Here is a 24718-nt window from a genome sequence, read left to right on the forward strand (position 1 = left end):
GCGACGAGACCACCCGACAACGCTGGATGCTCGCCCGCCGCAGCATCGCCAAGCCCGACGAGCTCGCCTACTTCCTCGCATCAGCCCCCTTGGACACCACCGTCGCCGATCTCGTTCAGGTCGCCGGGTGCCGCTGGAAGATCGAGGAGTGCTTCCAGAGCGCGAAGAACGAATGCGGCCTGGACCAGTACGAAGTCCGCCGCTACGTCGGCTGGCACCGGCACATCACCCTCGCCATGCTCGCCCACGCGTTTCTCGCCGTCACCGCCGCCCAAGAGCGCCAAAAGAGGGAGCCGGTCACGACACACCCGACCTCGTGGACCTCACCCCGGCCGAGATCCGCCGTCTACTGGCAACTACCCGCCGACGTCCTGCTCGACAGGGCAACCATGCAATGCAGTGGTCGAGATGGCGCCGCCGACACCAGGCCCGGGCCCGCCGCTGTCACTACACACGGCGCGGTCACTCCTTCGCGGGACAGGCCGGGCGAACCCGCCCCACACCCGGCACCATCCCGCTAAAATCCCCACGCTCAAGCCGTTGACCAGGACATACACCGAAGTCCGGCTGGAGTACTAGCCCGGCAACTGGACTTCGGAAGATGCGGCTTCAGCCGGACCCATTCCGCATTCGTGAGATCTCCCCGCCCCATGAACATGCCAACGATCAAGGGTCGAGTAGGTCACTAGTACCCACCTTTTTGTGGGTACTAGGCGTCGACCGCCGACCGGGTGATCCTGATGGAGGGCGGCCGGACGGCCACCGGATCCGGCCGGGACGGGGGTGATTTGCGATGTGTCAGGAAGCGGAACGGGCGTCGCTGAGCCTCTGCAGGCGCCGATGGCCCCAGTCCGAGACAGGAGCCAGCGCCTCGGACAGTTCCCGTCCGAACTCGGTCAAGGAGTAGAAAGTCTTCAGCGGAAGCGTGTCGTGCACCTGCCGGAGTACCAGACCGTCGGCCTCCATCTCGCGCAGCGCCTGGGTCAGCACCTTCTCACTGAGGCCGGGCAGCCGTCGGCGCAGTTCGCCAGGTCGGTGCGGACCGGATTCCAGCAGCCACAGCAGAGTGGTCTTCCACTTCCCGTCAATCACCGCGATCGCGGCGGTCACTCCGCAGACGTCCAGGTCCTGAGCGCGACTGCGTGTCATTTCTACCCCATCCACTACAAACTCGAGATACATCCACGGAGTTGAGTCATGCCCGTACACGCTGAACAGTCTGCCGTCACCGTCCTCGGTCTGGGACCGATGGGCCGAGCCCTCGCGGCTGCCTTCCTGAATGCCGGCCTGCGCACCACGGTCTGGAACCGAACACCGGGCCGGGACCGGGAGTTGGTCGCGCAGGGCGCGGTCAGCGCCCGGTCGGCCGAGGAAGCAGTTGCCGCGAGCGGGCTCACAGTTGCCTGCGTGGTGAATTACGACGCGGTGAACACCATTCTGCGGCGCGAGACGGTCACCGAGGCGATCAAGGGGCGCACAGTGGTCAACCTGACCGCGGACACGCCGGACAGGGCCCGGGACACTGCGGCATGGGCATCCGAACACGGCGTTCGCTACCTGGACGGCGCCATCATGACGCCCACCGTGACCATCGGCACTCCGGCCGCGGTGTTCATCCACAGCGGCCCGCAGGACCTCTACCACGAGCACCAGCCCGTCCTGCAGACGTTGGGCGGCACTCATACCCACCTCGGTGAGGACATCGGGCGGGCGGCGGCCTACGACATCGCGCTGCTCGACATCTTCTGGACCGCCATGGCGGGCTACGTCCACGCCTTGGCGGTGGCGCGAGCGGAAGGGATCACCGCGCGAGAGCTCGCCCCGTTCGCCAAGGGGATCGGGGACATCCTCCCGCCCATCTTCGAAGGGCTCGCGGACGACGTGGACAGCGGGATCTTCTCCGGTGAAGGCAACCCTCTCACCTCGGCAGCGTCGTCCATGGCCCACATCGTTCACACTTCAGAAGCCCACGGCATCGAAGCCGGCGTGATGCGCGCGGCAGAAGGCCTGGCCCGCCGAGCCATCGGACGCGGCCACGGCGCAGACGGGTTCACACGGGTCACCGAACTGCTCGGGCGTCGCTCGTGACCTGATTCAAGATGAGGCCACCAGCGAGCGCAGACGGTTCTCCTCGACGGTCCTGCCGCCGTGGTGCCGGAAGTCCCGATGATCGCCGAGGTGTGCTGCCGCTGCTCCACATGCACGGCCTGTCCTCCGGTGACTTCGTACCCGCGCTGGAGCAGTTCCTCGGCTTGGCGACGCCGGGCTGTCCCCGGCCACAGTCACCCGGCTGACCGCCCAGTGGCCACGCGGCGTTCCAGGACCGCGACCTGTTCGGCACCGACTACGTCTACGACCTCCGGTCCCTCGACCCCGAAGCGTGATCCGCCGGACAGCCCCTAAGACCGGGTTCGAGGTCGCGTACGTCGCCCCGGACGGTACGGAGTTGCGCCGGCCGCTGGCGGATGTCTGGGCTGTTCCGTTCGAGCACGCTCTTCCCGTACGCGCCTCACCTCGTACCGCCGACAGCGCAACCTGCCGGGCCGGTGGTGGTCGGCGACGACCGGCGGTCACGTGGGATACGAGTCGTGGCTGGAGCGAGACCAAGTGATGCTGCTGGACTTCGATCCGGCGGTGGTGGGGATCTCCTCCCAGCCGTTCTGGCTGTTCTGGGCGGCCTCGGGCGGGCGGCCGGTGTCACACGCGCCTGACTAATTCGCGCGCCGCGACGACGGGGCGGCGGTGGTCGTCGACTGCCGCCCGGCCGAGCGGCGCCGGCCTCGGGACGTGGCGAAGTTCGACGCGACCGAGGCGGCCTGCGCCGAGGTGGGGTGGGAGTTCCGGCTGGTGGGGGCCCCGGACCCGGTGGTGGTCCGCAACGTCCGGTGGCTGGCGGGTTACCGGCACCCCCGTCACCGGGTGGAGCCGGCTGCCACGCGGTTGCGGGAAGTGTTCGCCGAGCCGCTGGCGCTGATGGACGGCGCCGCGTCGGCGGGTGAGCCGTTGGCGGTGTTGCCGGTGCTGTTTCACCTGCTGTGGTCGCACGAGCTGACGGCGGAGATGTCGCAACCGCTGAGCGCCGGCACGCTCGTCTCGTCGGGGGTGATCCGGTGACCGCGGGCGGGGGCTCGGTGCTGCGGCCGGGCGACTGGGTGAGCTTCGACGGTGACGACCATCAGGTGGTGGGCCTGGCCGGGACGGCGGTGCGACGGCGGTCGGCCGGCGGGGCAGAGTCGGTGGTGCTGGCCTCGTACTTGATGGCGGCGCCCGACTTCGCTGTTACCGGTGTCGAGCCGTTGCCTGAGATGGAACCGGTCGGTCTGCTGGAGACGCTGCCGGAACCGGCGCGGGCGGCGGCGGTGAAGTGGCAGCGGCACGTGGTGGAGGTGGAAACCGGCCTGCCGCCCAGCGCCTAGCCGGGCACGACTCCGCGCAGTGAGTACGACCCCGTCGCACGGAGCGTGGTGGAGCGGGCCCAAGCGAAGGCCGACGAGCTGGGGGTGAGCCTGCGCACGGTGATGGACAAGCGGTCGCGTTATGCCCGGCAGGGGTTGTGGGGGCTGGTCGATCGGCGGTTGGTCCGGGTGAAGGAGGCGACCGGGCGGGCGGATGCGCGGGTGGTGGCGGCGGTCCGCCAGGTGCTAGAGGACCAGACGCAGGTCTCGACCGGGACGCGGGCACGCGTGATCCGGAGGGCGGTGAAGCTGGTGGAGGCCACCCACGGGGAGGGGGTCGTACCCCTGCCGAGTCGGAACACCTTCTACCGTCTGATCGACGCGCTCTCCTCGGGTCGGCACTCCTTCGGTTCGGCGGTCACCCGGCGGCAGACGGCGAACCGGCCGGAAGGGCCGTTCACGCCGACGTTCGCGGACCGGCCCGGGGAACAGGTGCAGATCGACTCCACCCCGCTGGACGTCATGGTGGTCCTGGACTCCGGGGTGACCGCGCGGGCGGACCTGACGATCGCGGTCGATGTCGCCACCCGCACTATCTGCGCCGCAGTGCTGCGACCGGTGGGCACCAAGGCGGTGGACGCATCCCTGCTGCTGGCGCGGATGCTGGTCCCCGAGCCGATGCGGCCGGGCTGGTCGGCGAGTCTGGCGATGGCATCCTCACGGTTGCCACACCGCGAGCTCCTCGACGTCGACGCGCGAATGGACCAGGCAGCCGCGAAGCCGGTGATCGTGCCGGACACCGTGGTCATCGATGGCGGGAAGGTGTTCATCTCCGACACCTTCGTGCGGGCCTGCGAACGCCTGGGCATCTCCGTCCAACGGGCTCGTCCGCGCACGCCGACGGACAAAGGGGTGGTGGAGGCGACGTTCTCCGCGATCAACACGCTGTTCTGCCAGCACCTGGCCGGCTACACGGGCCGGGACGTCACCCGTCGCGGTGATCGCATCGAGCAGGCCGCGGTCTGGACGATTCCCGAACTCCAGGAACTGCTGGAGAAGTGGTTGCTGGCCGGATGGCAGGCCAGGCCGCACGACGCCTTGCGCGATCCGTTCCGGCCGGGGAAAGCGGTGTCGCCGAACGACAAGTACGTCTCCCTGGTCGCGGCGGCCGGCTACCTGTCGCTGGTGCTGCGCGGGGAGGACTACCTGGAGCTGCTGCCGGTGGCCTGGCGGGCGATCAACGACTACGGCATCCGCATCGGCCACCGCACCTACGATGCGCCCGAGCTGGGGCCGTGGCGGCGCCAGCACTCCGGGCACTCGGCCGAACGCGGGCTCTGGGAGGTGCACTACGACCCCTACGACCTCTCCCGCGTCTTCGTCCGCACCAACGGCGGCTGGATCACCGCACCGTGGGTGCACCTGCCACTGGTGAACGGCCCTTTCGCGGACTTCACCTGGGACCACGCCCGGCGCCTGGCCGCCGCGGCGGGTCTGGACGACTCCAACGAGGCCGCCGTCGCCCGCGTCCTGGACGCCCTGCTGACCCGCGCCGAGCACGGACCGGACACCCGCTCCGCCCGCATCATCGCGCGCACCCGCGCCGCCGTCGCCCTCCCCGGCCCCACTGCGGCGTCCGAGATCGACAATCCCTCCGGCCCCGAGCCGGACTCCGCGGCTACGGCGTCGCCGTCCGCGGAGGTGGTGCCCTTCGGGGTCTTCGACCCCCACGCCGAAGCCGAAAGGTGGCTATGAGCACGCCCGCGACCAGGACGCCGAAGCCGGACATCGAGGACCTGGCCCCGCCGGACTCCCCGCTGACCACCAAGGAGGGCTGGCGCCGCTACGTCGAGCACGAGGTCCATCCGCCAACGCTGCTGAGCGCCGCCCAGCGCTCCGCCCTGACCGCGCGGGAACGGGGACGCCAGGATGATCGGCGGCGGGAGTATCACGCGGACCTCCCGCTGGTGAACACGCCAACAATCCGCAAGGTCATATCCACCTCCCGCCTGCTGGTCCAGCTCAACCGCCACCAGGTCTCCGCCCGCCGCGGCGTGATCCTCTCCGGTGCCTCCGGCACCGGGAAGACGACCGCGCTCACGCAGTTGGGCCGCGCGCACGAGCTGGCCACGCGCAGACGGCACCCGCGCGACCGCTCCCGGCTTCCGGTCCTCTACGTCACCGTCCCGCCGGCCGCCACACCGAAGATGCTCGCGACGGAGTTCGCCCGCTTCTTCGGGCTGACGTTCCCCGCCCGCGCCACCCACACCGACATCGTGGACGCGGTCTGCGCCACCGCCGCACACGTCCACGTCGACCTGGTCCTGGTGGACGAGCTGCACAATCTGAACCTCGGCTCCCGGGCCGGGGCGGAAGCCTCCGACCAGTTGAAGTACTTCGCCGAGCGCCTGCCGGCCACGTTCGCCTACGCGGGCATCGACGTCGAAAGCCAGGGTCTGTTCGCCGTCACCCGGGGCCGGCAGATCGCCGGGCGCTTCGTCGTCATCCCCGCCGCCCCGTTCTCCTACGCCACCAACGCCGACAAGGACGCCTGGCGGGGCCTGGTCAGCGCCCTGGAGACGATGCTCCGCCTCCACGAGCACAACCCGGGCACGCTCACGGCGATGAGCGCCTACCTCTTCCACCGCACCGGCGGCATGATCGGCAGCCTGTCCCAGCTCATCCGCGGAGCCGCCGTGCTGGCCATCGAGGACGGCAGCGAGGCCGTCACCGAGGAACTGCTCGAACTCGTTCCCGTCGACTACGCGGCCGAGCAGTCCGAAAAGGTCACCGCCCCGGCCAAGGCGACAGGGCGGCGGAGGCGCGCAGCCTGATGCTCCTGCGCACGCTGCCCGACCCCGTTCCTCCCGCCCGGCACGAGATCCCCCCGTCCTACATCAGCCGCCTGGCCACCCTGCACGGACTGGACGTCAACGGCCTGTGGTCGCAGGTCACCCGCCCCGCCCATCCCGGGGCCGGTCGCCGCGTCGTCGTCCCGGAACGACTCGCCGCGCTGACGGGCCGCAGCGTCCACGCCCTGGCCGGGGCCACGCCGGAACTGCGCGACCCGCCTCCGAACTGGGAGATGTTCCGCCACCAGCCGCAGACCGGCTGCCACCTCTGCGACGCCCGCCAACCCGGCGGCCGGGTGATCCGGCTCCTGCCCCACCACACCTACGTCTGCCTGCGGCACCACACCTGGATCGGCCCGCCCGACATCGACCACCCCGCCGTCGACCTCGCCCGGCTCCCGGACATCGTCAACGCGCAGCGGCGCCACCTGCTCCTGCTACGGCGCTACGGCTGGGCCGCCACCTACGACGCGGTGCTGACCGGCCTCATGCTCTGCGCGCACATTTGGTCTCCGGACGGGCGCCCGGTCGCCTTCGGCACCTGGGACACCTGGGACGACCGCCTGGACATCCTGATCCCCTTCGACCGGGAGAAGCAGGACTACGTCGACTTCAGCACCTCGCGCCTGTTCGCCGCGGTCTATCCCGAGGCGGTCTCCCTCGCGCCGCTGGTCGCCTCGGCCTCCTGGCGTCGGCTGGCCGGCGGCACCGAAGCCGAGCAGGACCGGTTCTTCTCGGAGGTCGCGGGCCGCGTCACCTACCCCTGCAAACCGGCCGACCGCAGGTGATGCCGTCGCGCACTGGGCCCTCGCCGACTCCTGGCGCCCGCCGAGCTGGCCCCTGATCACCTACACGCCCGGCCGCGTCCGCGGCACCCTCCCCGGCCTCGCGGCCAACCGCCTCGCCCGGCATGAGAGGAGCGCGAAGTGGTTCAGCCGCAGCCGTCGCAACCAGGGTCGTTACCTCCTCTTCCACGGGCACCTCAAACCCGCTCTTCTCCGCGAGCGCGAAGACCAGTACGTGAAGTGGGAGGGCACCGTCTGGCACAGCGAGCGGACCGACGACCTGATGAAGGAAGCGGTCGCGAAGATGCGCCGAGCCGCCGACGAGAACGACTCCGGCCTGCCGCACCGACAGCCGGAAAATGCAAGATCAGCTGACACACTTCGGAACCGCCAACCCTGCCTCATTCCTTCATCGTCCAGCTAGCCGCCGGACGTCACTGCAACGTCGAGTGGGAAGGGACATCCGCACCGCACCGCCTATGACGCCAGCAGTTCCGGGGCCAGGTCACGCCAGGCCTGGCGGGCGAAGACGTCGAGGCGGTCGGTGACTACCTGGACGGCGATGTGGTCGGCCCCGGCCCCGTGGTGCGCGGTGAGCCGGGCGGCGATCTCGTCCGGTTTTCCCCAGGCGAACAGCTCATCGATCAGCCGGTCGCTGCCGCCGCCGGTCAGGTCCCCGGCGGTGAACCCCCCGCGCAGCCAGGCCGTCCGGTAGTTGCGCAGTGCGAGGTAGGGAGCGGGCATGCCCCTGGCCGTGGCACGTGCGGTCCCCGCGTCGGTGTGCGGAATGACGGTCTGCTCCAGCGCCAGCAGAGGCCCTTCGCCCAGCATCGACCTGGCCCAGGCGGTGTGGGCGGGGCTGACGAGGTAGGGGTGAACTCCTATGGACCCGGCGGCTGCCAGCCGGGTCATCTGTGGCCCGTGCGCGCCGACGATGCGCGCGGTCGACGGCAGAGGAGGAACCGCGGCGTCCAGCGCCTCCAGATAAAAGCGCAGCGCGTGGTACGGATCGCGGTACCGGCCGGAGACTTCGGCATGGCTGACGCCCAGGCCCACCAGCAGCCGGTTCCGCTGCCGCTCCGGCAGAGCGTGGTAGGCGGCGGCGAGTTGGCCGGGCGGCCTGTCCCAGATGGACACGCAGCCGGTCGCGACGGTGATGCGGCTCGTCGCGGACAGGACCACCGAAGCCGTGCGCAGGTCCCCGCGGGGGTTGCCGCCCGGGTTGCCGCCGAGCCAGATGGCGCCGTACCCGAGCTCCTCCAGCTCGGACGCGGCGTCCCGCGCCTCCTCGTGGTCCCCGTGCGTGAACGCCAGGCTCCAGATACCGATCGTCCCGAGACGCATGACGAAGCCTTCCCCCGAGTGTGGAAGCTCCGTTGTAGCCGTGCGGGCGGGCCCTGTCGCCCCGAAGGCCCTGCGCTGTCCGGAAGCCGACCGCCGTCGTCCGGCCACTCCGCCTTGACGGCGCCGCCCGACGGAAGGCGAAGGCGGGCCCGGACCGGTCGGTCACGCGGGCACGGCGGGCGTGACGCCGACGGGATGCGAACCCGCGGACGGGGCCGGGACAGGCCCGCCCCCGCCTCATCAGTCGACGCGGAGGGGGCCTCCCTCCCCCGCGCCGATCGCCTTGGACCCGTAGGGCGTGTCCTGCGGGACCGCGCGGTGCCGGTCCGCCGACCGTAGGAGCGCGACCGCCTCCCGGGCGAACGGATGCGCCGCCCGTGAAACTCAGCCCGGCAGCAGCCGCACCGCCGCGTCCCGCAGCCGGGTGCGCTCCGTGCTCATGAAGCGGTGCAGGGTCCGCGAGCCGAAGGCGGTCCGCTGAGCGCTGCGGCGGCGTTCACGGTCGTAGGCGCGCAGGGCGCCCTCGATGCCCGCGGGGCCCGGGGACGCTGCGGCCAGCGCACGGCTCAGGGCCTCCGCGTCCAGAATCGCGGTGCAGGCGCCCTGGCCGAGGTTGGGCGTCATGGCGTGGGCCGCGTCGCCGACCAGGGCGACGGGGACGGGCCGGTCCTCGGAGGACACACGGAAGGCGGGCCGGGTGCCGGAGGAGGCACGCGACACGGGCCAGGACCCGGAGGAGACAGGCCCGACGCCGGAGGAGACACGGGAGTCAGGCCCGGCGTCGAAGGAGGCAGACGAGGCGGGCCGGGTGCCGGTGGAGACGAAAGTGGGCAGCGCCGGGTAGAGGTGGAGCATCTCGTAGCGGATCCAGGTGGCCGGGTCGGTGGCGTCCAGGATGCGCGGGACCGGGTCGTGCCAGCCGGCGAAGGAGGCGCGCAGCTCCTCGGCGGTGGTGGCCTCGGGCACGGTGGCGTACCAGTTGGTGCGGCCCGGTTCGACCGGGGTCATCCCGAAGAAGCGCCCGCTGCCCCAGGTCTCCCCGTGCACCGGGCTCTCGAGGTCGGCGACGCCGATCCAGGCGACGGTGCCGATCCGGCGGGGCCCGCTGCGGTCGCCGAAGCGAGCGGTGCGAACGGCGCTGCGGATGCCGTCGGCGCCGACCACCAGGTCCTGTCCGGCGGCCGGCGCGTCCAGGCCGGTGACCCTCTCGCCGAGCTGGAGCGGGACGTCTCCGAAGGCTGCGAGGGCGGCGAGCAGGGCGTCGAGCAAGCGGGGCCGGGAGATGAGGAGTTCGGGGCGGCCCGCCTTGCGTTCGATCCGCTCCAGCGGGAGACGGCCGATCGACGTCCCGTCCGGGGTGCGGATGTGCGCGTCGCGGTAGGGCACGGCGTGGTCGCGCAGCGCGTCACCGACGCCGAGCCGGTCGAGCGCGGACTGTGCGGTGGGGTGGATGCCGAAGGCACCGCCGTACCGCTCCAGTTCGGTGCGGCGCTCCAGCACCGTCACCGTCCAGCCCGCGCGGCGGAGTCCGAGCGCGGTCGCCAGACCGCCGATGCCCGCGCCGACCACGGTCGCCGTTCCTGTCATGTCGCGCTCCCGAGCTCGTTCGGACCGTACGGAGGAGGAACCGCACGGAGGACAGCCGCGCGGAGGACAGCCGCACGGAGAGCCACCACATCTGTGGTACCACGGCTGGGGTAGTATCGGCAAGACACCCCGCAAGGGGCGACAGCGGTACGGGAGTGAGGGAGCGCGCGTGAATCCGGATCGCCGGGACCGGCTGCGGGACGCGGCCGTCGAGGTGCTGGCCGGGGACGGCGGGCGCGGGCTGACCCACCGGGCCGTGGACCGGGCCGCCGAGGTGCCGCCGGGGACCGCCAAGAACTACTTCCCGACCCGGGACGCGGTGCTCCGCGCGGCGGCCGAGCGGTGCCTGGAGCAGTACCTCGCACTCACCGCGCGGCTGGCGGCGGCTCCGGGGCCGGCAGACCGCGAGAGCCTGACGGCCCTCTTCCGCTCGCTCCTGGAGAACGTCGCGGGGCCGGGCCGCTCCCGGCTGCTGGCGGTGCTGGAGCTCCAGGCCGAGGCGACCCGGCGGCCCTGGCTGTCCGCCATCCTCGACCCGATGGCGAGCGGGGATTTCGCGGGCATGGAGCTGGCCCAGCGCTCCGCCGGACTGCCCGTCACCCCGCAGCGGGCCGCCGTCGTCACCCTCGCGCTGCACGCGGCGATCCCGCACCTGCTGACGAACGGCCCGGCCACGCTCGCGGCGTCGGGGCTGGACGACGTGGACCGCTTCGTGCGCGACCTCCTGGACGCGGTGTACCCGCCAGGGGCCACCGCCTGAGCGCCTCGGCCACCCGCACCCCGCCCTGACGGGGCGGCGTGTTCCGGCGCGTGAATCTGGCCAGAACCCGACGCCGTCTCACCAGGCGGTCATCCCGCCCCTTCCCGCCCGCGGCGCCTTGGCGTCCTTCGCGCACGAAACCTGTGACCACCCTGTGAATACCGGGCTCCCCAACCCTTGGTAACACCGCGGCAATGATCGACGAAACGTCCGCTTAACGAACATGACCTTTCCGGCAACGAACGAAAACCGGCCAACTTATTGACGCGCTCCTGACAGGTGCGGTCATCTGCTGACACTCTTCACCCCGTTCTGCGCACCGCCTGCACCGTCCGGACGGCCCGTCCAGCGCCGCCGGTACCCCCCTCGCAGAAGGAGTCCGCGTGAGATCCACGCCCAGCCGCCGCGCCACCGCGACCGGCGCTCTGATCGCCGCAGCAGCCCTCATAGCCGTCGCCATTCCGTCCGGCGCCGCGACCGCCACCTCCGCTCCCTCCTCGGCCCCGCTCGGCGGCATCACCGCCGGCACGAAGGCCGACCCGGGCGCCCTGCCCGTCAAGCTCTCCCCCGCCCAGCGCGCCGAGCTGCTCAGCGAGGCGAACGCCACCAAGGCGGCCACCGCCAAGGAGCTCGGCCTCGGGTCCACGGAGAAGCTCGTGGTCCGCGACGTCGTCCAGGACCGCGACGGCACGACGCACACCCGCTACGAGCGCACCCTGAACGGGCTTCCCGTCCTCGGCGGCGACCTCGTGGTCAAGGCGTCCGCGGCCGGAGCGACCGAGGGCGTCAGCAAGGCGTCGAAGGCGACCAGCGCGCAGCTGAAGGCCGTCGGCCTCACCGCCGACGTGGCCCCGGCAGCGGCCGAGAAGCAGGCGCTCGGCGCGGCGAAGGCCGAGGGCTCGAAGGCGAAGAAGGCAAGCGAGGCCCCGCGCAAGGTGGTGTGGCTGGGCAGCGGCGCGCCGCAGCTCGCGTACGAGACCGTGGTCGGCGGACTCCAGCACGACGGCACCCCGAACGAGCTGCACGTCGTCACCGACGCCGCCTCCGGCGAGAAGCTCTACGAGTGGCAGGCCGTCCACAACGGCACGGGCAACACGCAGTACAACGGCCAGGTCACCCTGGGCACCGCGCCCTCGTACACCCTGACCGACACCACGCGCGGCAACCACAAGACGTACAACCTGAACCGGGGCAGCTCCGGCACCGGCACGCTGTTCTCGGGCCCGGACGACATCTGGGGCGACGGCACTCCGCAGAACGCCGAGACGGCCGGCGCGGACGCCCACTACGGCGCGGCCGAGACGTGGGACTACTACAAGAACGTGCACGGCCGATCCGGCATCCGCGGTGACGGCGTCGGCGCGTACTCCCGCGTCCACTACGGCAACAACTACGTCAACGCGTTCTGGCAGGACAGCTGCTTCTGCATGACGTACGGCGACGGCAGCGGCAACGTCAAGCCGCTGACCTCCCTGGACGTGGCCGCCCACGAGATGACGCACGGTCTGACCTCGGTCACGGCCAAGCTGGTCTACAGCGGCGAGTCCGGCGGTCTCAACGAGGCCACCTCCGACATCTTCGCCGCGGGCGTGGAGTTCTACTCCGACACGGCCCAGGACCCGGGCGACTACATGGTCGGCGAGAAGATCGACATCAACGGCGACGGCACCCCGCTGCGCTACATGGACAAGCCCTCCAAGGACGGCGCGTCCAAGGACTACTGGTACTCGGGCATCGGCAACGTCGACGTCCACTACTCCTCGGGCCCGGCGAACCACTGGTTCTACCTGCTCTCCGAGGGCAGCGGCGCCAAGACCGTCAACGGCGTCAACTACGACTCGCCGACCTCCGACGGGCTCCCGGTGACCGGCATCGGCCGGGACAAGGCCGCACAGATCTGGTTCAAGGCGCTCACCACCAAGTTCACCTCCACGACCAACTACGCCGCGGCCCGCACCGGCACGCTCGCGGTCGCCGGTGAGCTGTACGGGACCACCAGCCCCGAGTACGCGGCCGTGGCCCACGCCTGGGCCGGCATCAACGTGGGCGCCCGCCCCGGCGGCGGCAACCCCGACCCGGGCGGCAAGGTGTTCGAGAACACCACCGCGGTGACCATCCCGGACGCCGGCGCCGCCGTCACCAGCGCGGTCACCGTCTCCGGTGTGACCGGCAACGCGCCGAGCACCCTCAAGGCGGACGTGAACATCACGCACACCTGGCGCGGTGACCTCGTCGTCGACCTGGTGGCCCCGGACGGCACCGCCTACCGGCTGAAGAACTCCTCCTCCGGCGACTCCGCGGACAACGTGGTGGCGACCTACACGGTCAACGCCTCGTCCGAGGTGGCCAACGGGGTCTGGAAGCTGAAGGTCCAGGACATCGCCCGCCAGGACACCGGGCGGATCAACAGCTTCAAGCTCACCTTCTGACCCCACCGGCCCACCGGCCGGCTTCTGACTCCACCGGGCCCACCGGCCCGCTTCTGACCCCACCGGGCCCACCGGCCCGCGGGGAGCACCGACGGAACGGCCCGGGAGGGGTTCGCCCCCTCCCGGGCCGTTCGCCGTGGTGTGGACGAGGGGTTCCCGCGCGCGGGAACCCGGCACCGCACGGGCGCCGGGTCCCTGGAGTCCGCCGGGGCGAGCGCTCAGCGCAGCAGCACGCCCGCGCCCTCCCCCGCCGCCTCGGCCGGCAGCGCGACCAGGCCCAGTTCGGCGCTGGTGGCCAGCAGCGGGTGGGCGGGCAGGACGCGCACGGTGTAGCCGTACGGTCCCGTCCGGTCCAGCGCGAGCGGCCCCTCGTACAGCCAGCGGTCCTCCAGGTCCTGACCGCCCGCCGGCTTCAGCGGGAAGGTCTGGGCGTCCGCGATCGCATCGCCCGAGTCGACCCGTCCCGCGACCACCTGGACCTCCACGTCGTCCGGGTCCAGGCCGCCGAGCGCGATCCGCACCCGCAGCGCCAGACTGGCGCCGAGCTCCGCCGAGCCGCCCGCCGCGGTGTCGGTCACCGACTCCACGTGGTCGACGGAGACCCCGCGCCAGGCCGCCCGGACCTTGGCCTTCCACTGGGCGAGGTCCCGCGCGGCCCCGGGATCCAGGGCCCGCCGCGACCGCGCGGCGGGGGCGTACAGACGCTCCACGTACTCGCGCACCATCCGCCCCGCGAGCACCCGCGGTCCCAGAGTGACCAGCGTGGAGCGGACCATCTCGATCCAGCGGCCGGGCAGGCCCCCGGCCCCCCGGTCGTAGAAGCGCGGGGCGACGCGGTCCTCGATCAGGGCGTACAGGGCGTTCGCCTCCAGCTCGTCGCGACGGTCCTCGTCGGTCGCCGAGCCGTCGGCGGTGGGGATCTCCCAGCCGAAGTCCGGGTCGAACCACTCGTCCCACCAGCCGTCGCGCACGGACAGGTTGAGGCAGCCGTTCAGCGCCGCCTTCATCCCGCTCGTGCCGCACGCCTCCAGCGGGCGCAGCGGGTTGTTGAGCCAGACGTCGCAGCCCGGGTAGAGCTTCTGGGCCATGCCCATCCCGTAGTCCGGGAGGAAGACGATGCGGTGGCGGACCCCCGCGTCGTCCGCGAACCGCACCAGCTCCTGCACCAGCCGCTTGCCGCCGTCGTCGGCGGGGTGCGCCTTGCCCGCGACGACGATCTGGACCGGGCGGGTCGGGTGCAGCAGGAGCGCCCGCAGCCGGTCGCGGTCGCGCAGCATCAGCGTGAGCCGCTTGTACGAGGGGACGCGCCGGGCGAAGCCGATCGTCAGGACGTCCGGGTCGAGTACGCCGTCGATCCAGCCCAGTTCGGCGGTGCCGGCCCCGCGCCGGCGCCAGGATGCGTAGAGCCTGCGGCGGACCTCGGTGACCAGCCGGCCGCGCAGGTCCCGGCGCAGGTCCCAGATCTCCTGGTCGCCGATGCCGCTCACCGCGTCCCAGCGGCGCGGGGCGCCGCCCCGCGAGGAGTCCTCGCCCTCCACCGGGCCGCCCGCCAGCACCTGGTGGGCGCGGTCCTCGCCGACCTGGCCCGCGCCGAGCCGGAACACCTCGGGGGCGACCCAGGTCGGTGCGTGGACCCCGTTGGTGACCGAGGTGATCGGCACCTCGGCGGGGTCGAAGCCCGGCCAGAGCCCGGAGAACATCTCCCGGCTGACAGCACCGTGCAGGGTGGAGACGCCGTTGGCGCGCTGGGCGAGGCGGAGGCCCATCACCGCCATGTTGAACAGCTCCGGCTCTCCGCCGGGATAGGTCTCGGTGCCGAGCCGCAGGATCTTCTCGACGCCGACGCCGGGCAGCTCGCCGTCGTCGCCGAAGTGGCGGGCGACGAGCCCCCGGTCGAAACGGTCTATCCCGGCGGGCACCGGGGTGTGGGTGGTGAAGACCGTCCCGGCCCGGACCACCTCCAGCGCGGCGTCGAAGTCGAGGCCGGTGGGGATCAGTTCGCGGATGCGCTCCAGGCCGAGGAAGCCGGCGTGGCCCTCGTTGGTGTGGAACACCTCCGGCTCCGGGGTGCCGGTCAGCCGGCACCAGGTGCGCACCGCACGCACTCCGCCGATGCCGAGCAGCATCTCCTGGAGCAGACGGTGGTCGCTGCCGCCGCCGTACAGCCGGTCGGTGACGTCGCGTTCGCCCGGGGCGTTCTCCTCGACGTCGGAGTCGAGGAGGAGCAGCGGCACCCGGCCGACCCGTGCGAGCCAGATACAGGCGTGCAGCGAGCGTCCGCCGGGCAGGGCGAGCACCACCCGGGCGGGGGCGCCGTCGGCCTCGCGGACCAGGTCGAGCGGGAGTTCGTTGGGGTCGAGGACCGGATAGTGCTCCTGCTGCCAGCCCTCGCGGGAGAGGGTCTGGCGGAAGTAGCCGTGCCGGTAGAGCAGGCCGACGCCGATGAGCGGGACGCCGAGGTCGCTGGCGGCCTTGAGGTGGTCGCCGGCCAAAATGCCGAGGCCGCCGCTGTACTGGGGCAGCGCCGCGGTGACGCCGAACTCGGGTGAGAAGTAGGCGACGGCGGAGGGCAGTTCCGCTCCGGCGGCCACCTGCTCCTGGTACCAGCGGGGACCGTTCAGATATCCGGCCAGATCTGCGGAGGCCTCGGCGAGGCGGCCGAGGTACTCCTCGTCCCCGGCCAGTTCGGTGAGCCGCCCGGCGGACAGCGAGCCGAGCAGGCGTACGGGGTCGGCGTCCGCGGGCCGCCAGCCCTCGGGGTCGGCGGACCGGAAGAGCTCACGGGTCTCGGTATGCCACGACCAGCGCAGGTTGTGCGCGAGGTCGTGGAGAGGTCGGAGGGGTTCGGGGAGGACAGGACGCACGGTGAATCGACGAATGGCCTTCACGTACTCCACCTTTACAGGGGACTTGCGCATCCGGGCGGACGCACCACGGTGTGCGTCCCTTCCGTCACCCCTGAAGGTAGCGGCCGTCCGTGGCGCCCTGCCACGGCGCGCGGACGGCGCGCGAGGTCCCGGCGCGGCCGGCACGCGCCTCCCCACAGAGGCACCTCGTGCCCCGCCCGTGCTCCCCCGTCACTCCGCTCACCTGGGGGTTTGGCCGATTTCACCCCGTACGCAGCCTTGTGGACCTCCCTGCCACAGGGAAGGCTGCCGTGTGGCGCCGCAGAGCGGGTATCCGGAACCCGTGGAGGCGCTTCGGGCTCCCCTGAGGGTGTCCCGCAATTCCCGGCGGGGGCGTACGCGCCGCGTGCGGCGGGGCCCGGGCGGTCGCTACGACCGAGTAGTTAACACAGCGCCGGCTTTCCCACCCGCGGACGCGGGGAAGGCTCCCCCGGTACGCGGCACGCCCCCGCACGACCCGGCCCGCAGACCTTCTCCGTGCGTCCAGAAACATGCGCGAAACCCCCGCGACCCACCCATTCGAGTGCCATTCGAGTGAACGCGGACAGGAGCGGCCATGCCCACAGCCCGTCAGCAGACAGCTGAGCAGCTACAAAGGACAGATCCCCGTCTTCGCGGCACACGCGGTCGGTCCTCCGCGCCCGTGCCGTCCCCCGTGCACGCCGAGCTCCTCCAGCCCTCAGGTGATTCCATGATCGGTCGTATTCCCGTCCTGGACGTCCGTCCTCTCGTCGACTGCGGCAGACGGGCGGCGAAGGCCGTCGCCGGTGAGACCTTCCAGGTCAGCGCCACCGTCTTCCGCGAAGGCCATGACGCGGTGGCCGCCAATGTCGTGCTGCGCGATCCGAGCGGACGGGTCGGGCTGTGGACCCCGATGTGGGAGCTGGCGCAGGGCACGGACCGGTGGGGGGCCGATGTCACTCCGACCTCCGAGGGCCGCTGGACGTACACGGTGGAGGCCTGGAGCGATCCGGTCACCACCTGGCGGCACCACGCCGCGATCAAGATCCCGGCGGGCATCGACACGGATCTCGTGCTGGCGGAGGGCGCGGCGCTGCTGGAGCGGGCCGCCGCGGGCGTCCCGAAGAAACACGGCCGCGAGGCGGTGCTGGCCGCGGTGGACGCGCTGCGCGACACGGCCCACCCGGCGGCCGCCCGGCTGGCCGCCGCCCTGACCCCGGCCGCCGACGCGGTCCTGGCCCGGTATCCGCTGCGCGAACTGGTCACCCGCTCCAAGCCGCTGGCGGTACGGGTGGAGCGCGAGCGGGCGCTGTTCGGGTCGTGGTACGAGCTGTTCCCGCGCTCGGAGGGCGCGAAGCGGGTGCCGGTGGACCCGGCGGACACCTCGCCGGACGCGGAGACGCGGCTGGTCAGCGGCACCTTCCGGACGGCTGCCGAGCGGCTGCCCGCGGTCGCCGCGATGGGGTTCGACGTCGTGTATCTGCCGCCGGTCCACCCGATCGGGACGACCCACCGCAAGGGCCCGGACAACAGTCTGACGCCCGGGGAGCACGACCCGGGCGTGCCGTGGGCGATCGGTTCGCCGGACGGCGGGCACGACGCGGTCCACCCGGAGCTGGGGACGCTGGAGGACTTCGACCACTTCGTGTCGGTGGCCCGCAATCTGCGGATGGAGATCGCGCTGGACTTCGCGCTCCAGTGCTCGCCGGACCACCCGTGGGTCAAGGAGCACCCGGACTGGTTCCACCACCGCCCCGACGGTTCGATCGCGTACGCCGAGAACCCGCCGAAGAAGTACCAGGACATCTATCCGATCGCCTTCGACAAGGACATGCGCGGTCTGGTGGCGGAGACGGTACGCGTCCTGCGCTTCTGGATGAACCGCGGGGTACGGGTCTTCCGGGTCGACAACCCGCACACCAAGCCGGTGGTCTTCTGGGAGAAGGTCATCGAGGAGATCAACGGCGCCGACCCCGACGTCATCTTCCTGGCGGAGGCGTTCACCCGCCCGGCGATGATGCACACCCTGGGCGCGGTCGGTTTCCAGCAGTCGTACACGTACTTCACCTGGCGCGACACGAAGCAGGAGCTGACCGAGTACGTCACGGAGCTGGCCGGCGAGGCTGCCTCGTACATGCGGCCCAACTTCTTCGTGAACACCCCCGACATCCTTCCCGGTTACCTCCAGGAGGGCGGCCGCCCGGCCTTTGAGGCACGGGCGGTCCTGGCCGCGACGCTGTCCCCCTCCTGGGGCGTGTACGCGGGATTCGAGCTGTGCGAGAACACTCCGGCCACGCCGGGGAGCGAGGAGTACCTGCACTCGGAGAAGTACGAACTGCGCCCGAGGAACTGGGAGTCGGCGGAACGCGAGGGCCGCACGCTGACGCCCCTGATCACCTCGCTGAACCGGATCCGCCGGCGTAACCCCGCTCTGCGGCAGCTGCGCGACGTCCACTTCCACCACACCGACAACGAAGCGCTGATCGCCTACAGCAAGCGCTCCGGAGCGAACACCGTTCTGGTGGTCGTGAACCTCGACCCGCACCACACCCAGGAGGCCACGGTCTCGTTGGACATGGAGCGGCTCGGCCTCTCATGGCACGAGCGCGTACCGGTGCGCGACGAGCTCACCGGCGATACCTACCACTGGGGCAGGGCCTTCTATGTGCGTCTGGAGCCGGGCATCACGCCCGCGCACATCGCCGTCCTGCGACCGTCCCCGCCGACCGGAGGGTCACCCACACCATGATCGTCAATGAGCCTGTCCACGACACGTTCGAGGACACTCCCGCCAAGGACCGCGATCCCGACTGGTTCAAGCGCGCCGTCTTCTACGAGGTGCTCGTCCGGTCCTTCCAGGACTCCAACGGCGACGGAATCGGCGACCTCAAGGGCATCACCGCCAAGCTGGACTATCTCCAGTGGCTCGGCGTCGACTGCCTCTGGCTGCCGCCGTTCTTCAAGTCGCCGCTGCGCGACGGGGGCTACGACGTCTCCGACTACACCGCCGTCCTGCCGGAGTTCGGCGATCTCGCCGACTTCGTGGAGTTCGTGGACGCCTCGCACCAGCGGGGCATGCGCGTCATCATCGACTTCGTCATGAACCACACGAGCGATCAGCACGAGTGGTTCCAGCAGTCCCGCACCGACCCGGACGGGCCGTACGGCGACTACTACGTCTGGGCGGACGACGACAAGCAGTTCCAGGACGCCCGGATCATCTTCGTCGACACCGAGACGTCCAACTGGACCTTCGACCCGGTGCGCAAGCAGTACTACTGGCACCGCTTCTTCTCGCACCAGCCGGACCTCAACTACGAGAACCCGGCGGTGCAGGAGGAGATCCTGGCGGCCCTGCGCTTCTGGCTGGACCTGGGCATCGACGGCTTCCGGGTCGACGCGGTGCCCTACCTCTACCAGCGCGAGGGCACCAACTGCGAGAACCTCCCCGAGACCCACCACTTCCTCAAGCGGGTCCGCAAGGAGATCGACGCCAACTACCCCGACACCGTGCTGCTAGCCGAGGCCAACCAGTGGCCGGAGGACGTCGTCGACTACTTCGGCGACTACGGGCAGGGCGGGGACGAGTGCCACATGGCGTTCCACTTCCCCGTGATGCCGCGGATCTTCATGGCGGTGCGCCGCGAGAGCCGCTACCCGGTCTCCGAAATCCTGGCCAAGACCCCAGCGATCCCGAAGAACTGCCAGTGGGGCATCTTCCTGCGCAACCACGACGAGCTGACCCTCGAAATGGTCACGGACGAAGAGCGCGACTACATGTACGCGGAGTACGCCAAGGACCCGCGGATGCGCGCCAACATCGGCATCCGGCGGCGGCTGGCCCCCCTGCTGGACAACGACCGCAACCAGATCGAGCTGTTCACCGCCCTGCTGCTGTCGCTGCCCGGCTCCCCGATCCTCTACTACGGGGACGAGATCGGGATGGGCGACAACATCTGGCTGGGCGACCGGGACGCGGTGCGCACCCCGATGCAGTGGACGCCCGACCGCAACGCCGGGTTCTCCTCCAGCGATCCGGGGCGGCTCTACCTCCCCACCATCATGGACCCGGTCTACGGCTACCAGGTCACCAACGTCGAGGCGTCGATGGCCTCGCCGTCCTCGCTGCTGCACTGGACCCGCCGGATGATCGAGATCCGTAAGCAGAATCCGGCCTTCGGTCTCGGCGAGTACACCGAACTGCCCTCGTCCAACCCGGCGGTGCTGGCGTTCACCCGCGAGTACGGGGACGATCTCGTCCTGTGCGTGCACAACTTCTCGCGGTTCGCGCAGCCGACGGAACTGGACCTGCGATCGTTCAACGGACGTCATCCGGTGGAATTGATCGGCGGGGTACGCTTCCCGGCCATCGGCCAGTGGCCCTACCTGCTGACCCTTGCGGGACACGGCTTCTACTGGTTCCGGCTGCGTAAGGACGCGCCGCCGGCCTGATGCCGGTCCCGGCCCGTGCGGGGCGGTTTCCGCCGTCCCGCACGGGGCACCCTGACGCCAGGGAAAGGCCTTGGCCCTTGCCCCTTCCGGCGCCTTCGGCCCTCACCGTTCCGCCGTTCGAGTCCGTAGAGACGCTCCTGACCCGACACGTCCCGCACAGCCGGACAGCCATTGCCGCAATCCGGGACACTCTTCGCATCCTGTGGTGTGCCCGGGGAAAGGACGCGATGCCATGTCGGAGGCTGCATCCACTCACGTCGCCCTGGCGAAGAGCACGAGGAACAGCGCAACGGCCGGAGTGACGAGGGACGGGAATCTGCTGCCGTCCCTCGCCCCGCTGCTCCACGCCTGGCTGCCCCGGCAGCGGTGGTTCGCCGGCAAGGGCCGGCCGGTCACCGGCTTCTCCCTGGTCTCCGCCACCGAGATGCTGCCGCTGGACGGCACGGCGGGCCCGGGGCTGCTGCACCTGCTGGTGCGGGTCGAGCAGCCCTCCCAGCAGACCGGCCCGGCCGAGGACTGCTACCAACTGCTCCTCGGTGCAAGAACGTCACTTCCACCGCGCCTCGCGGGCGCCCTGATCGGCCGGGTCGAGCGGGGCCCGCTCGCCGGACGGGCCGTCTACGACGCGCTGCACGATCCGCGGCTGGCCGATCTGCTGCTGGAGCGCCTCCGCCGCCCCGGGAGTCTCGGCTCGCTGCGCTTCGAGCGGACCGCCGCGATCCCGGCCGGTCTCGCGCCCCGGGTGCTGGACGCCGAACAGTCCAACTCCTCGCTCATCTACGGAGACGCGTTCATCCTCAAGATCTTCCGGCGGGTCTTCCCGGGCACCAACCCGGACCTGGAACTGCCGCTCGCCCTCAACGGCGAGGGGTGCGAGCGGGTACCGGCCCCCGTCGCCTGGTTCGAGGCGCCAGGACCCGAACCGCTCACCCTGGGCGTCCTCCAGCCCTTCCTGCACGGCGCGCGCGACGGCTGGCAGCTCGCGCTGGGCGCGCTCGCCGCGGGGCGCGACTTCCTCACCGAGGCCCGGGCGCTGGGCCGGGCCACCGCCGAGGTCCACACCGCGCTCGCCGCCGCGCTGCCGACCCCGGCGCTGCACGGCACCCAGACGCGGCAGCTCGTCTCCCGGATGACCCAGCGTCTCGATGCCGCCGCCCAGGCGGTCCCCGCACTCGTGCCGTACGTCCCCGGACTGCGCGCCGCGTTCGAGGCGGTGACGGACCTCGGGGTCCGGGGCAGCTGCTGGGCCCAGCAGCGGGTGCACGGCGATCTCCACCTCGGACAGACGCTGCGCTCCGCCGACGGGTTCTGGTCGCTGATCGACTTCGAGGGCGAACCGGCCCGCCCGCTCCCCGATCGCCGCATGCCCGCGCCCCCGGTCCGTGATGTCGCGGGCATGCTGCGGTCCTTCGACTACGCGGCCCGCTCGCACCGCCCGTGGAACCCGGAGTGGGCGGCCCGCTGCCGTGCCGCCTACTGCGAGGGCTACGCGCAGGCGTCGGGCAGCGACCCGCGCGGCGAACCGGAGCTGCTGCGGGCCCATGAGACCGACAAGGCCGTGTACGAGGTGCTGTACGAGGCCCGGCACCGCCCCGACTGGCTGCCGGTCCCGATGGCGGCCATCCAGCGACTGGCCCAGTCCGCAGCGGCCTGAGCCGCACCCCGCGTTCCTTCCCTCCACCCCGCGCTTTTCCCCTTCACCCCGCGTTTCCCCTTCACCCCGCGCTCTCCCCCTTCACCCTCCGAGGAGGCAGTCCCTGTGACCGCCCGCAAGCCGTCCCGCAAGGCATCCCGCAAGACCGCCGAAGTGCCCGCCGAACTGCCCGTCGAGATCCCTGCCGAAGCGCCGGTCGAGGCACCCGTCGAAGCCGCCGCCGACGTGGCTGCGGCGCCGACGCCCGCGCCCGCCACGACCACCACGAGGGCCGCGACCGCCGGGCGTGCCCGGCCCCGGCGCGCCGACGCGGGCCCGCCGCGGCCCCGGCAGGCCGGGGACGGCCAGGGCGCCCGCCCCGCACCGGCCCTGGACGGCGCGGACCGCGGCCGGCTGCTGGCCGGTGACCACCACGCGCCGCACGACGTGCTCGGCGCGCACCCGGTCCCCGGCGGAGTGCTGGTACGGGCGCTGCGGCCGTTCGCCCGGTCGGTCACCGTGCTGGCGACCGGGCTGCGGGCCGAGCTGCACGACGACGGCGACGGCTTCTTCTCCGGTGTGCTGCCGGTTCCGGAGGCCCCCGCGTACCGGCTCGAAGTGGCGTACGACGACAACACCATCGAGGTGGAGGACGCGTACCGCTTCTGGCCCGCGATCGGCGAGCTCGATCTGCACCTGATCGGCGAGGGCCGCCACGAGGAGCTGTGGCGGGCGCTCGGCGCGGAGCCGATGGAGCACCAGGGGGTGACCGGCACCCGGTTCACCCTCTGGGCGCCGAACGCGCGCGGCGTGCGGATCACCGGTGACTTCAACTACTGGGACGGCACGGGCTTCCCGATGCGTTCGCTCGGCTCGACCGGGGTGTGGGAGCTGTTCCTGCCCGGGGTCGGCGAGGGCGCGCTGTACAAGTACGACATCTGCCGCCCGGACGGTTCGCACACGGTGCGGGCCGACCCGATGGCCCGGCGCACCGAGGTGCCGCCCGCGACCGCCTCGATCGTCACCGCGTCGCACCATCAGTGGCAGGACGCGGACTGGATGGCCCACCGGGGCGACCGGCCGGTCCACGAGGCCCCGTTCTCGGTGTACGAGGTGCATCTCGCCTCCTGGCGGCCGGGCTTGACGTACCGTCAACTCGCCGAACAGCTTCCGGCCTACGTCAAGGACCTGGGCTTCACGCATGTCGAGATGATGCCGGTCTCCGAGCATCCCTTCGGCGGTTCCTGGGGCTATCAGGTCACCGGGTTCTACGCGCCGACCTCGCGGATGGGCACCCCGGACGACTTCCGCTTCCTGGTGGACGCCCTGCACCGGGCGGGCATCGGCGTGCTCATGGACTGGGTTCCGGCGCACTTCCCGCGCGACGACTGGGCGTTGGCCGAGTTCGACGGCCGGCCGCTGTACGAGCACTCCGACCCGCAGCGCGCGGCGCACCCGGACTGGGGGACGCTGGAGTTCGACTACGGCCGCACCGAGGTCCGCAACTTCCTCGTCGCCAACGCCACGTACTGGTGCGAGGAGTTCCACATCGACGGGCTGCGGGTCGACGCGGTGGCCTCGATGCTCTACCTCGACTACTCCCGCGAGGAAGGCCAGTGGTCGCCCAACGAGTTCGGCGGCCGGGAGAACCTGGACGCGGTCGCCTTCCTCCAGGAGATGAACGCGACGGTCTACCGCCGCAACCCGGGCGTCGTCACCATCGCCGAGGAGTCCACCGCCTGGGACGGCGTCACCCGGCCCACCGACGGCGGGGGCCTGGGCTTCGGGCTGAAGTGGAACATGGGCTGGATGCACGACTCGCTCCAGTACATCGCCAAGGAGCCGGTCCACCGCAAGTACCACCACGACGAGATGACGTTCTCGATGGTGTACGCGTACAGCGAGAACTACGTGCTGCCGATCTCGCACGACGAGGTGGTGCACGGCAAGCAGGCGCTGGTGGCGAAGATGCCCGGCGACTGGTGGCAGCAGCGCGCCAACCACCGCGCCTACCTGGGCTTCATGTGGGCCCATCCCGGAAAGCAACTCCTCTTCATGGGCCAGGAGTTCGCCCAGGGAGCGGAGTGGTCCGAGGGGCACGGGCCGGACTGGTGGCTGCTGGACCCCTCCTACGGGGCGTCCGACGACCACCGCGGGGTTCGGACTCTGGTCGGCGACCTGAACGCGGTGTACGGGGCGGTGCCCGCGCTGTGGCAGCGGGACACGGTGCCGGAGGGGTTCAGCTGGGTGGACGGCGGGGCGGCGGAGGACAACGTGTTCGCGTTCCTGCGGTACGACGCGGACGGCTCCCCGCTGCTGGCGGTCTCGCACTTCTCCCCGGCGGTCCGGAGCGACTACCGCCTCGGGGTGCCGGAGACCGGTACGGAGGGCTGGGTGGAGGTGCTGAACACCGACGCCGCCCGGTACGGCGGTGGCGACGTGCGCAACGAGGAGCCGCTGAAGGCGGAGGCGGTGCCCGCGCACGGCCGCCCGTGCAGCATCTCGCTGACGCTGCCGCCGCTGGCCACGGTGTGGTTCCGCCCGGCGTAGCCCGGCCGGGGTGAACGGGGCCGGGGTGAACGGCCGGGGCCCGTACCGCGTCGGTGACGACGTG

The 24718-nt window shown here is 71.5% G+C and carries 16 protein-coding genes and 2 pseudogenes; 14 read left to right on the top strand and 4 right to left on the bottom strand.

Annotation, left to right across the window (positions count from 1 at the left end; all coding sequences use genetic code 11):
* Positions 1 to 521, top strand: a pseudogene (locus AB0F29_RS27775) (hypothetical protein); the annotation flags it as partial.
* A gap of 277 nt (positions 522 to 798) precedes the next feature.
* Here AB0F29_RS27775 and AB0F29_RS27780 read toward each other — a convergent pair.
* Positions 799 to 1149, bottom strand: coding sequence for a helix-turn-helix domain-containing protein (locus AB0F29_RS27780; protein WP_331758666.1), 351 nt, complete (start codon positions 1147 to 1149; stop codon positions 799 to 801).
* A gap of 48 nt (positions 1150 to 1197) precedes the next feature.
* Here AB0F29_RS27780 and AB0F29_RS27785 point away from each other — a divergent pair, with 48 nt between their 5' ends.
* From AB0F29_RS27785 to AB0F29_RS27815, 7 genes and pseudogenes are all read left to right on the top strand, one after another.
* Positions 1198 to 2088 (top strand): NAD(P)-binding domain-containing protein, encoded by an 891-nt coding sequence (locus AB0F29_RS27785; RefSeq protein WP_361877285.1) that lies wholly within the window; start codon positions 1198 to 1200, stop codon positions 2086 to 2088.
* 19 nt (positions 2089 to 2107) lie between these two features.
* Positions 2108 to 2354 (top strand): annotated as a pseudogene (locus AB0F29_RS27790) (IS256 family transposase); the annotation flags it as partial.
* Positions 2355 to 2742: 388 nt separating this feature from the next.
* Positions 2743 to 3114, top strand: a complete 372-nt coding sequence (locus AB0F29_RS27795) for a TnsA-like heteromeric transposase endonuclease subunit (RefSeq protein WP_361877288.1) — start codon at positions 2743 to 2745, stop codon at positions 3112 to 3114.
* Positions 3111 to 3416: a hypothetical protein gene (locus tag AB0F29_RS27800; RefSeq protein ID WP_361877291.1), complete on the top strand. Its 306-nt coding sequence runs from the start codon at positions 3111 to 3113 to the stop codon at positions 3414 to 3416. The genes AB0F29_RS27795 and AB0F29_RS27800 overlap by 4 nt, the downstream gene beginning before the upstream one ends.
* A 48-nt stretch (positions 3417 to 3464) precedes the next feature.
* Positions 3465 to 5150 (top strand): Mu transposase C-terminal domain-containing protein, encoded by a 1686-nt coding sequence (locus AB0F29_RS27805; RefSeq protein ID WP_361877294.1) that lies wholly within the window; start codon positions 3465 to 3467, stop codon positions 5148 to 5150.
* On the top strand, positions 5147 to 6229 hold the full coding sequence (locus AB0F29_RS27810; RefSeq protein ID WP_361877297.1) for a TniB family NTP-binding protein: 1083 nt from the start codon (positions 5147 to 5149) through the stop codon (positions 6227 to 6229). Before AB0F29_RS27805 ends, AB0F29_RS27810 begins: the two co-directional genes overlap by 4 nt.
* Positions 6229 to 7035: a hypothetical protein gene (locus tag AB0F29_RS27815; RefSeq protein WP_361877300.1), complete on the top strand. Its 807-nt coding sequence runs from the start codon at positions 6229 to 6231 to the stop codon at positions 7033 to 7035. The genes AB0F29_RS27810 and AB0F29_RS27815 overlap by 1 nt, the downstream gene beginning before the upstream one ends.
* Before the next feature lie 474 nt (positions 7036 to 7509).
* Here the strand turns inward: AB0F29_RS27815 and AB0F29_RS27820 are convergent, their stop codons facing one another.
* Both AB0F29_RS27820 and AB0F29_RS27825 read right to left on the bottom strand, forming a co-directional pair.
* On the bottom strand, positions 7510 to 8376 hold the full coding sequence (locus AB0F29_RS27820; protein ID WP_361877303.1) for a TIGR03620 family F420-dependent LLM class oxidoreductase: 867 nt from the start codon (positions 8374 to 8376) through the stop codon (positions 7510 to 7512).
* A 384-nt stretch (positions 8377 to 8760) separates the two neighbouring features.
* Positions 8761 to 9963 (bottom strand): NAD(P)/FAD-dependent oxidoreductase, encoded by a 1203-nt coding sequence (locus AB0F29_RS27825; RefSeq protein WP_361877306.1) that lies wholly within the window; start codon positions 9961 to 9963, stop codon positions 8761 to 8763.
* A gap of 169 nt (positions 9964 to 10132) precedes the next feature.
* On the opposite strand from AB0F29_RS27825, the gene AB0F29_RS27830 reads away from it, so the two are divergent.
* Positions 10133 to 10723 (top strand): TetR/AcrR family transcriptional regulator, encoded by a 591-nt coding sequence (locus tag AB0F29_RS27830; RefSeq protein ID WP_361877309.1) that lies wholly within the window; start codon positions 10133 to 10135, stop codon positions 10721 to 10723.
* 383 nt (positions 10724 to 11106) lie between these two features.
* On the top strand, positions 11107 to 13152 hold the full coding sequence (locus AB0F29_RS27835) for a M4 family metallopeptidase (RefSeq protein ID WP_361877313.1): 2046 nt from the start codon (positions 11107 to 11109) through the stop codon (positions 13150 to 13152).
* A 218-nt stretch (positions 13153 to 13370) separates the two neighbouring features.
* Here AB0F29_RS27835 and glgP read toward each other — a convergent pair whose 3' ends face one another.
* Positions 13371 to 16040, bottom strand: a complete 2670-nt coding sequence (gene glgP / locus AB0F29_RS27840; RefSeq protein ID WP_361877316.1) for an alpha-glucan family phosphorylase — start codon at positions 16038 to 16040, stop codon at positions 13371 to 13373.
* Between the two features lie 709 nt (positions 16041 to 16749).
* Between glgP and AB0F29_RS27845 the strand changes: the two genes are divergently transcribed.
* The 4 genes from AB0F29_RS27845 to glgB all read left to right on the top strand — a co-directional run bounded on the left by AB0F29_RS27845 (position 16750) and on the right by glgB (position 24654).
* The gene (locus AB0F29_RS27845; RefSeq protein ID WP_361877319.1) at positions 16750 to 18768 is read left to right on the top strand and encodes an alpha-1,4-glucan--maltose-1-phosphate maltosyltransferase; all 2019 of its coding nucleotides are present in this window, start codon (positions 16750 to 16752) and stop codon (positions 18766 to 18768) included.
* Entirely contained in the window at positions 18765 to 20471 is a 1707-nt protein-coding gene (gene treS / locus AB0F29_RS27850; protein ID WP_361877322.1) for a maltose alpha-D-glucosyltransferase, read from the top strand. The genes AB0F29_RS27845 and treS overlap by 4 nt, the downstream gene beginning before the upstream one ends.
* Positions 20472 to 20703: 232 nt before the next feature.
* Positions 20704 to 22125: a maltokinase gene (locus tag AB0F29_RS27855; RefSeq protein ID WP_361877325.1), complete on the top strand. Its 1422-nt coding sequence runs from the start codon at positions 20704 to 20706 to the stop codon at positions 22123 to 22125.
* 105 nt (positions 22126 to 22230) lie between these two features.
* On the top strand, positions 22231 to 24654 hold the full coding sequence (gene glgB, locus AB0F29_RS27860) for a 1,4-alpha-glucan branching enzyme (protein WP_361877327.1): 2424 nt from the start codon (positions 22231 to 22233) through the stop codon (positions 24652 to 24654).
* The last annotated feature ends 64 nt before the right edge of the window (positions 24655 to 24718 follow it).

Source organism: Streptomyces sp. NPDC026589, assembly GCF_040638385.1.
Lineage (GTDB): Bacteria > Actinomycetota > Actinomycetes > Streptomycetales > Streptomycetaceae > Streptomyces.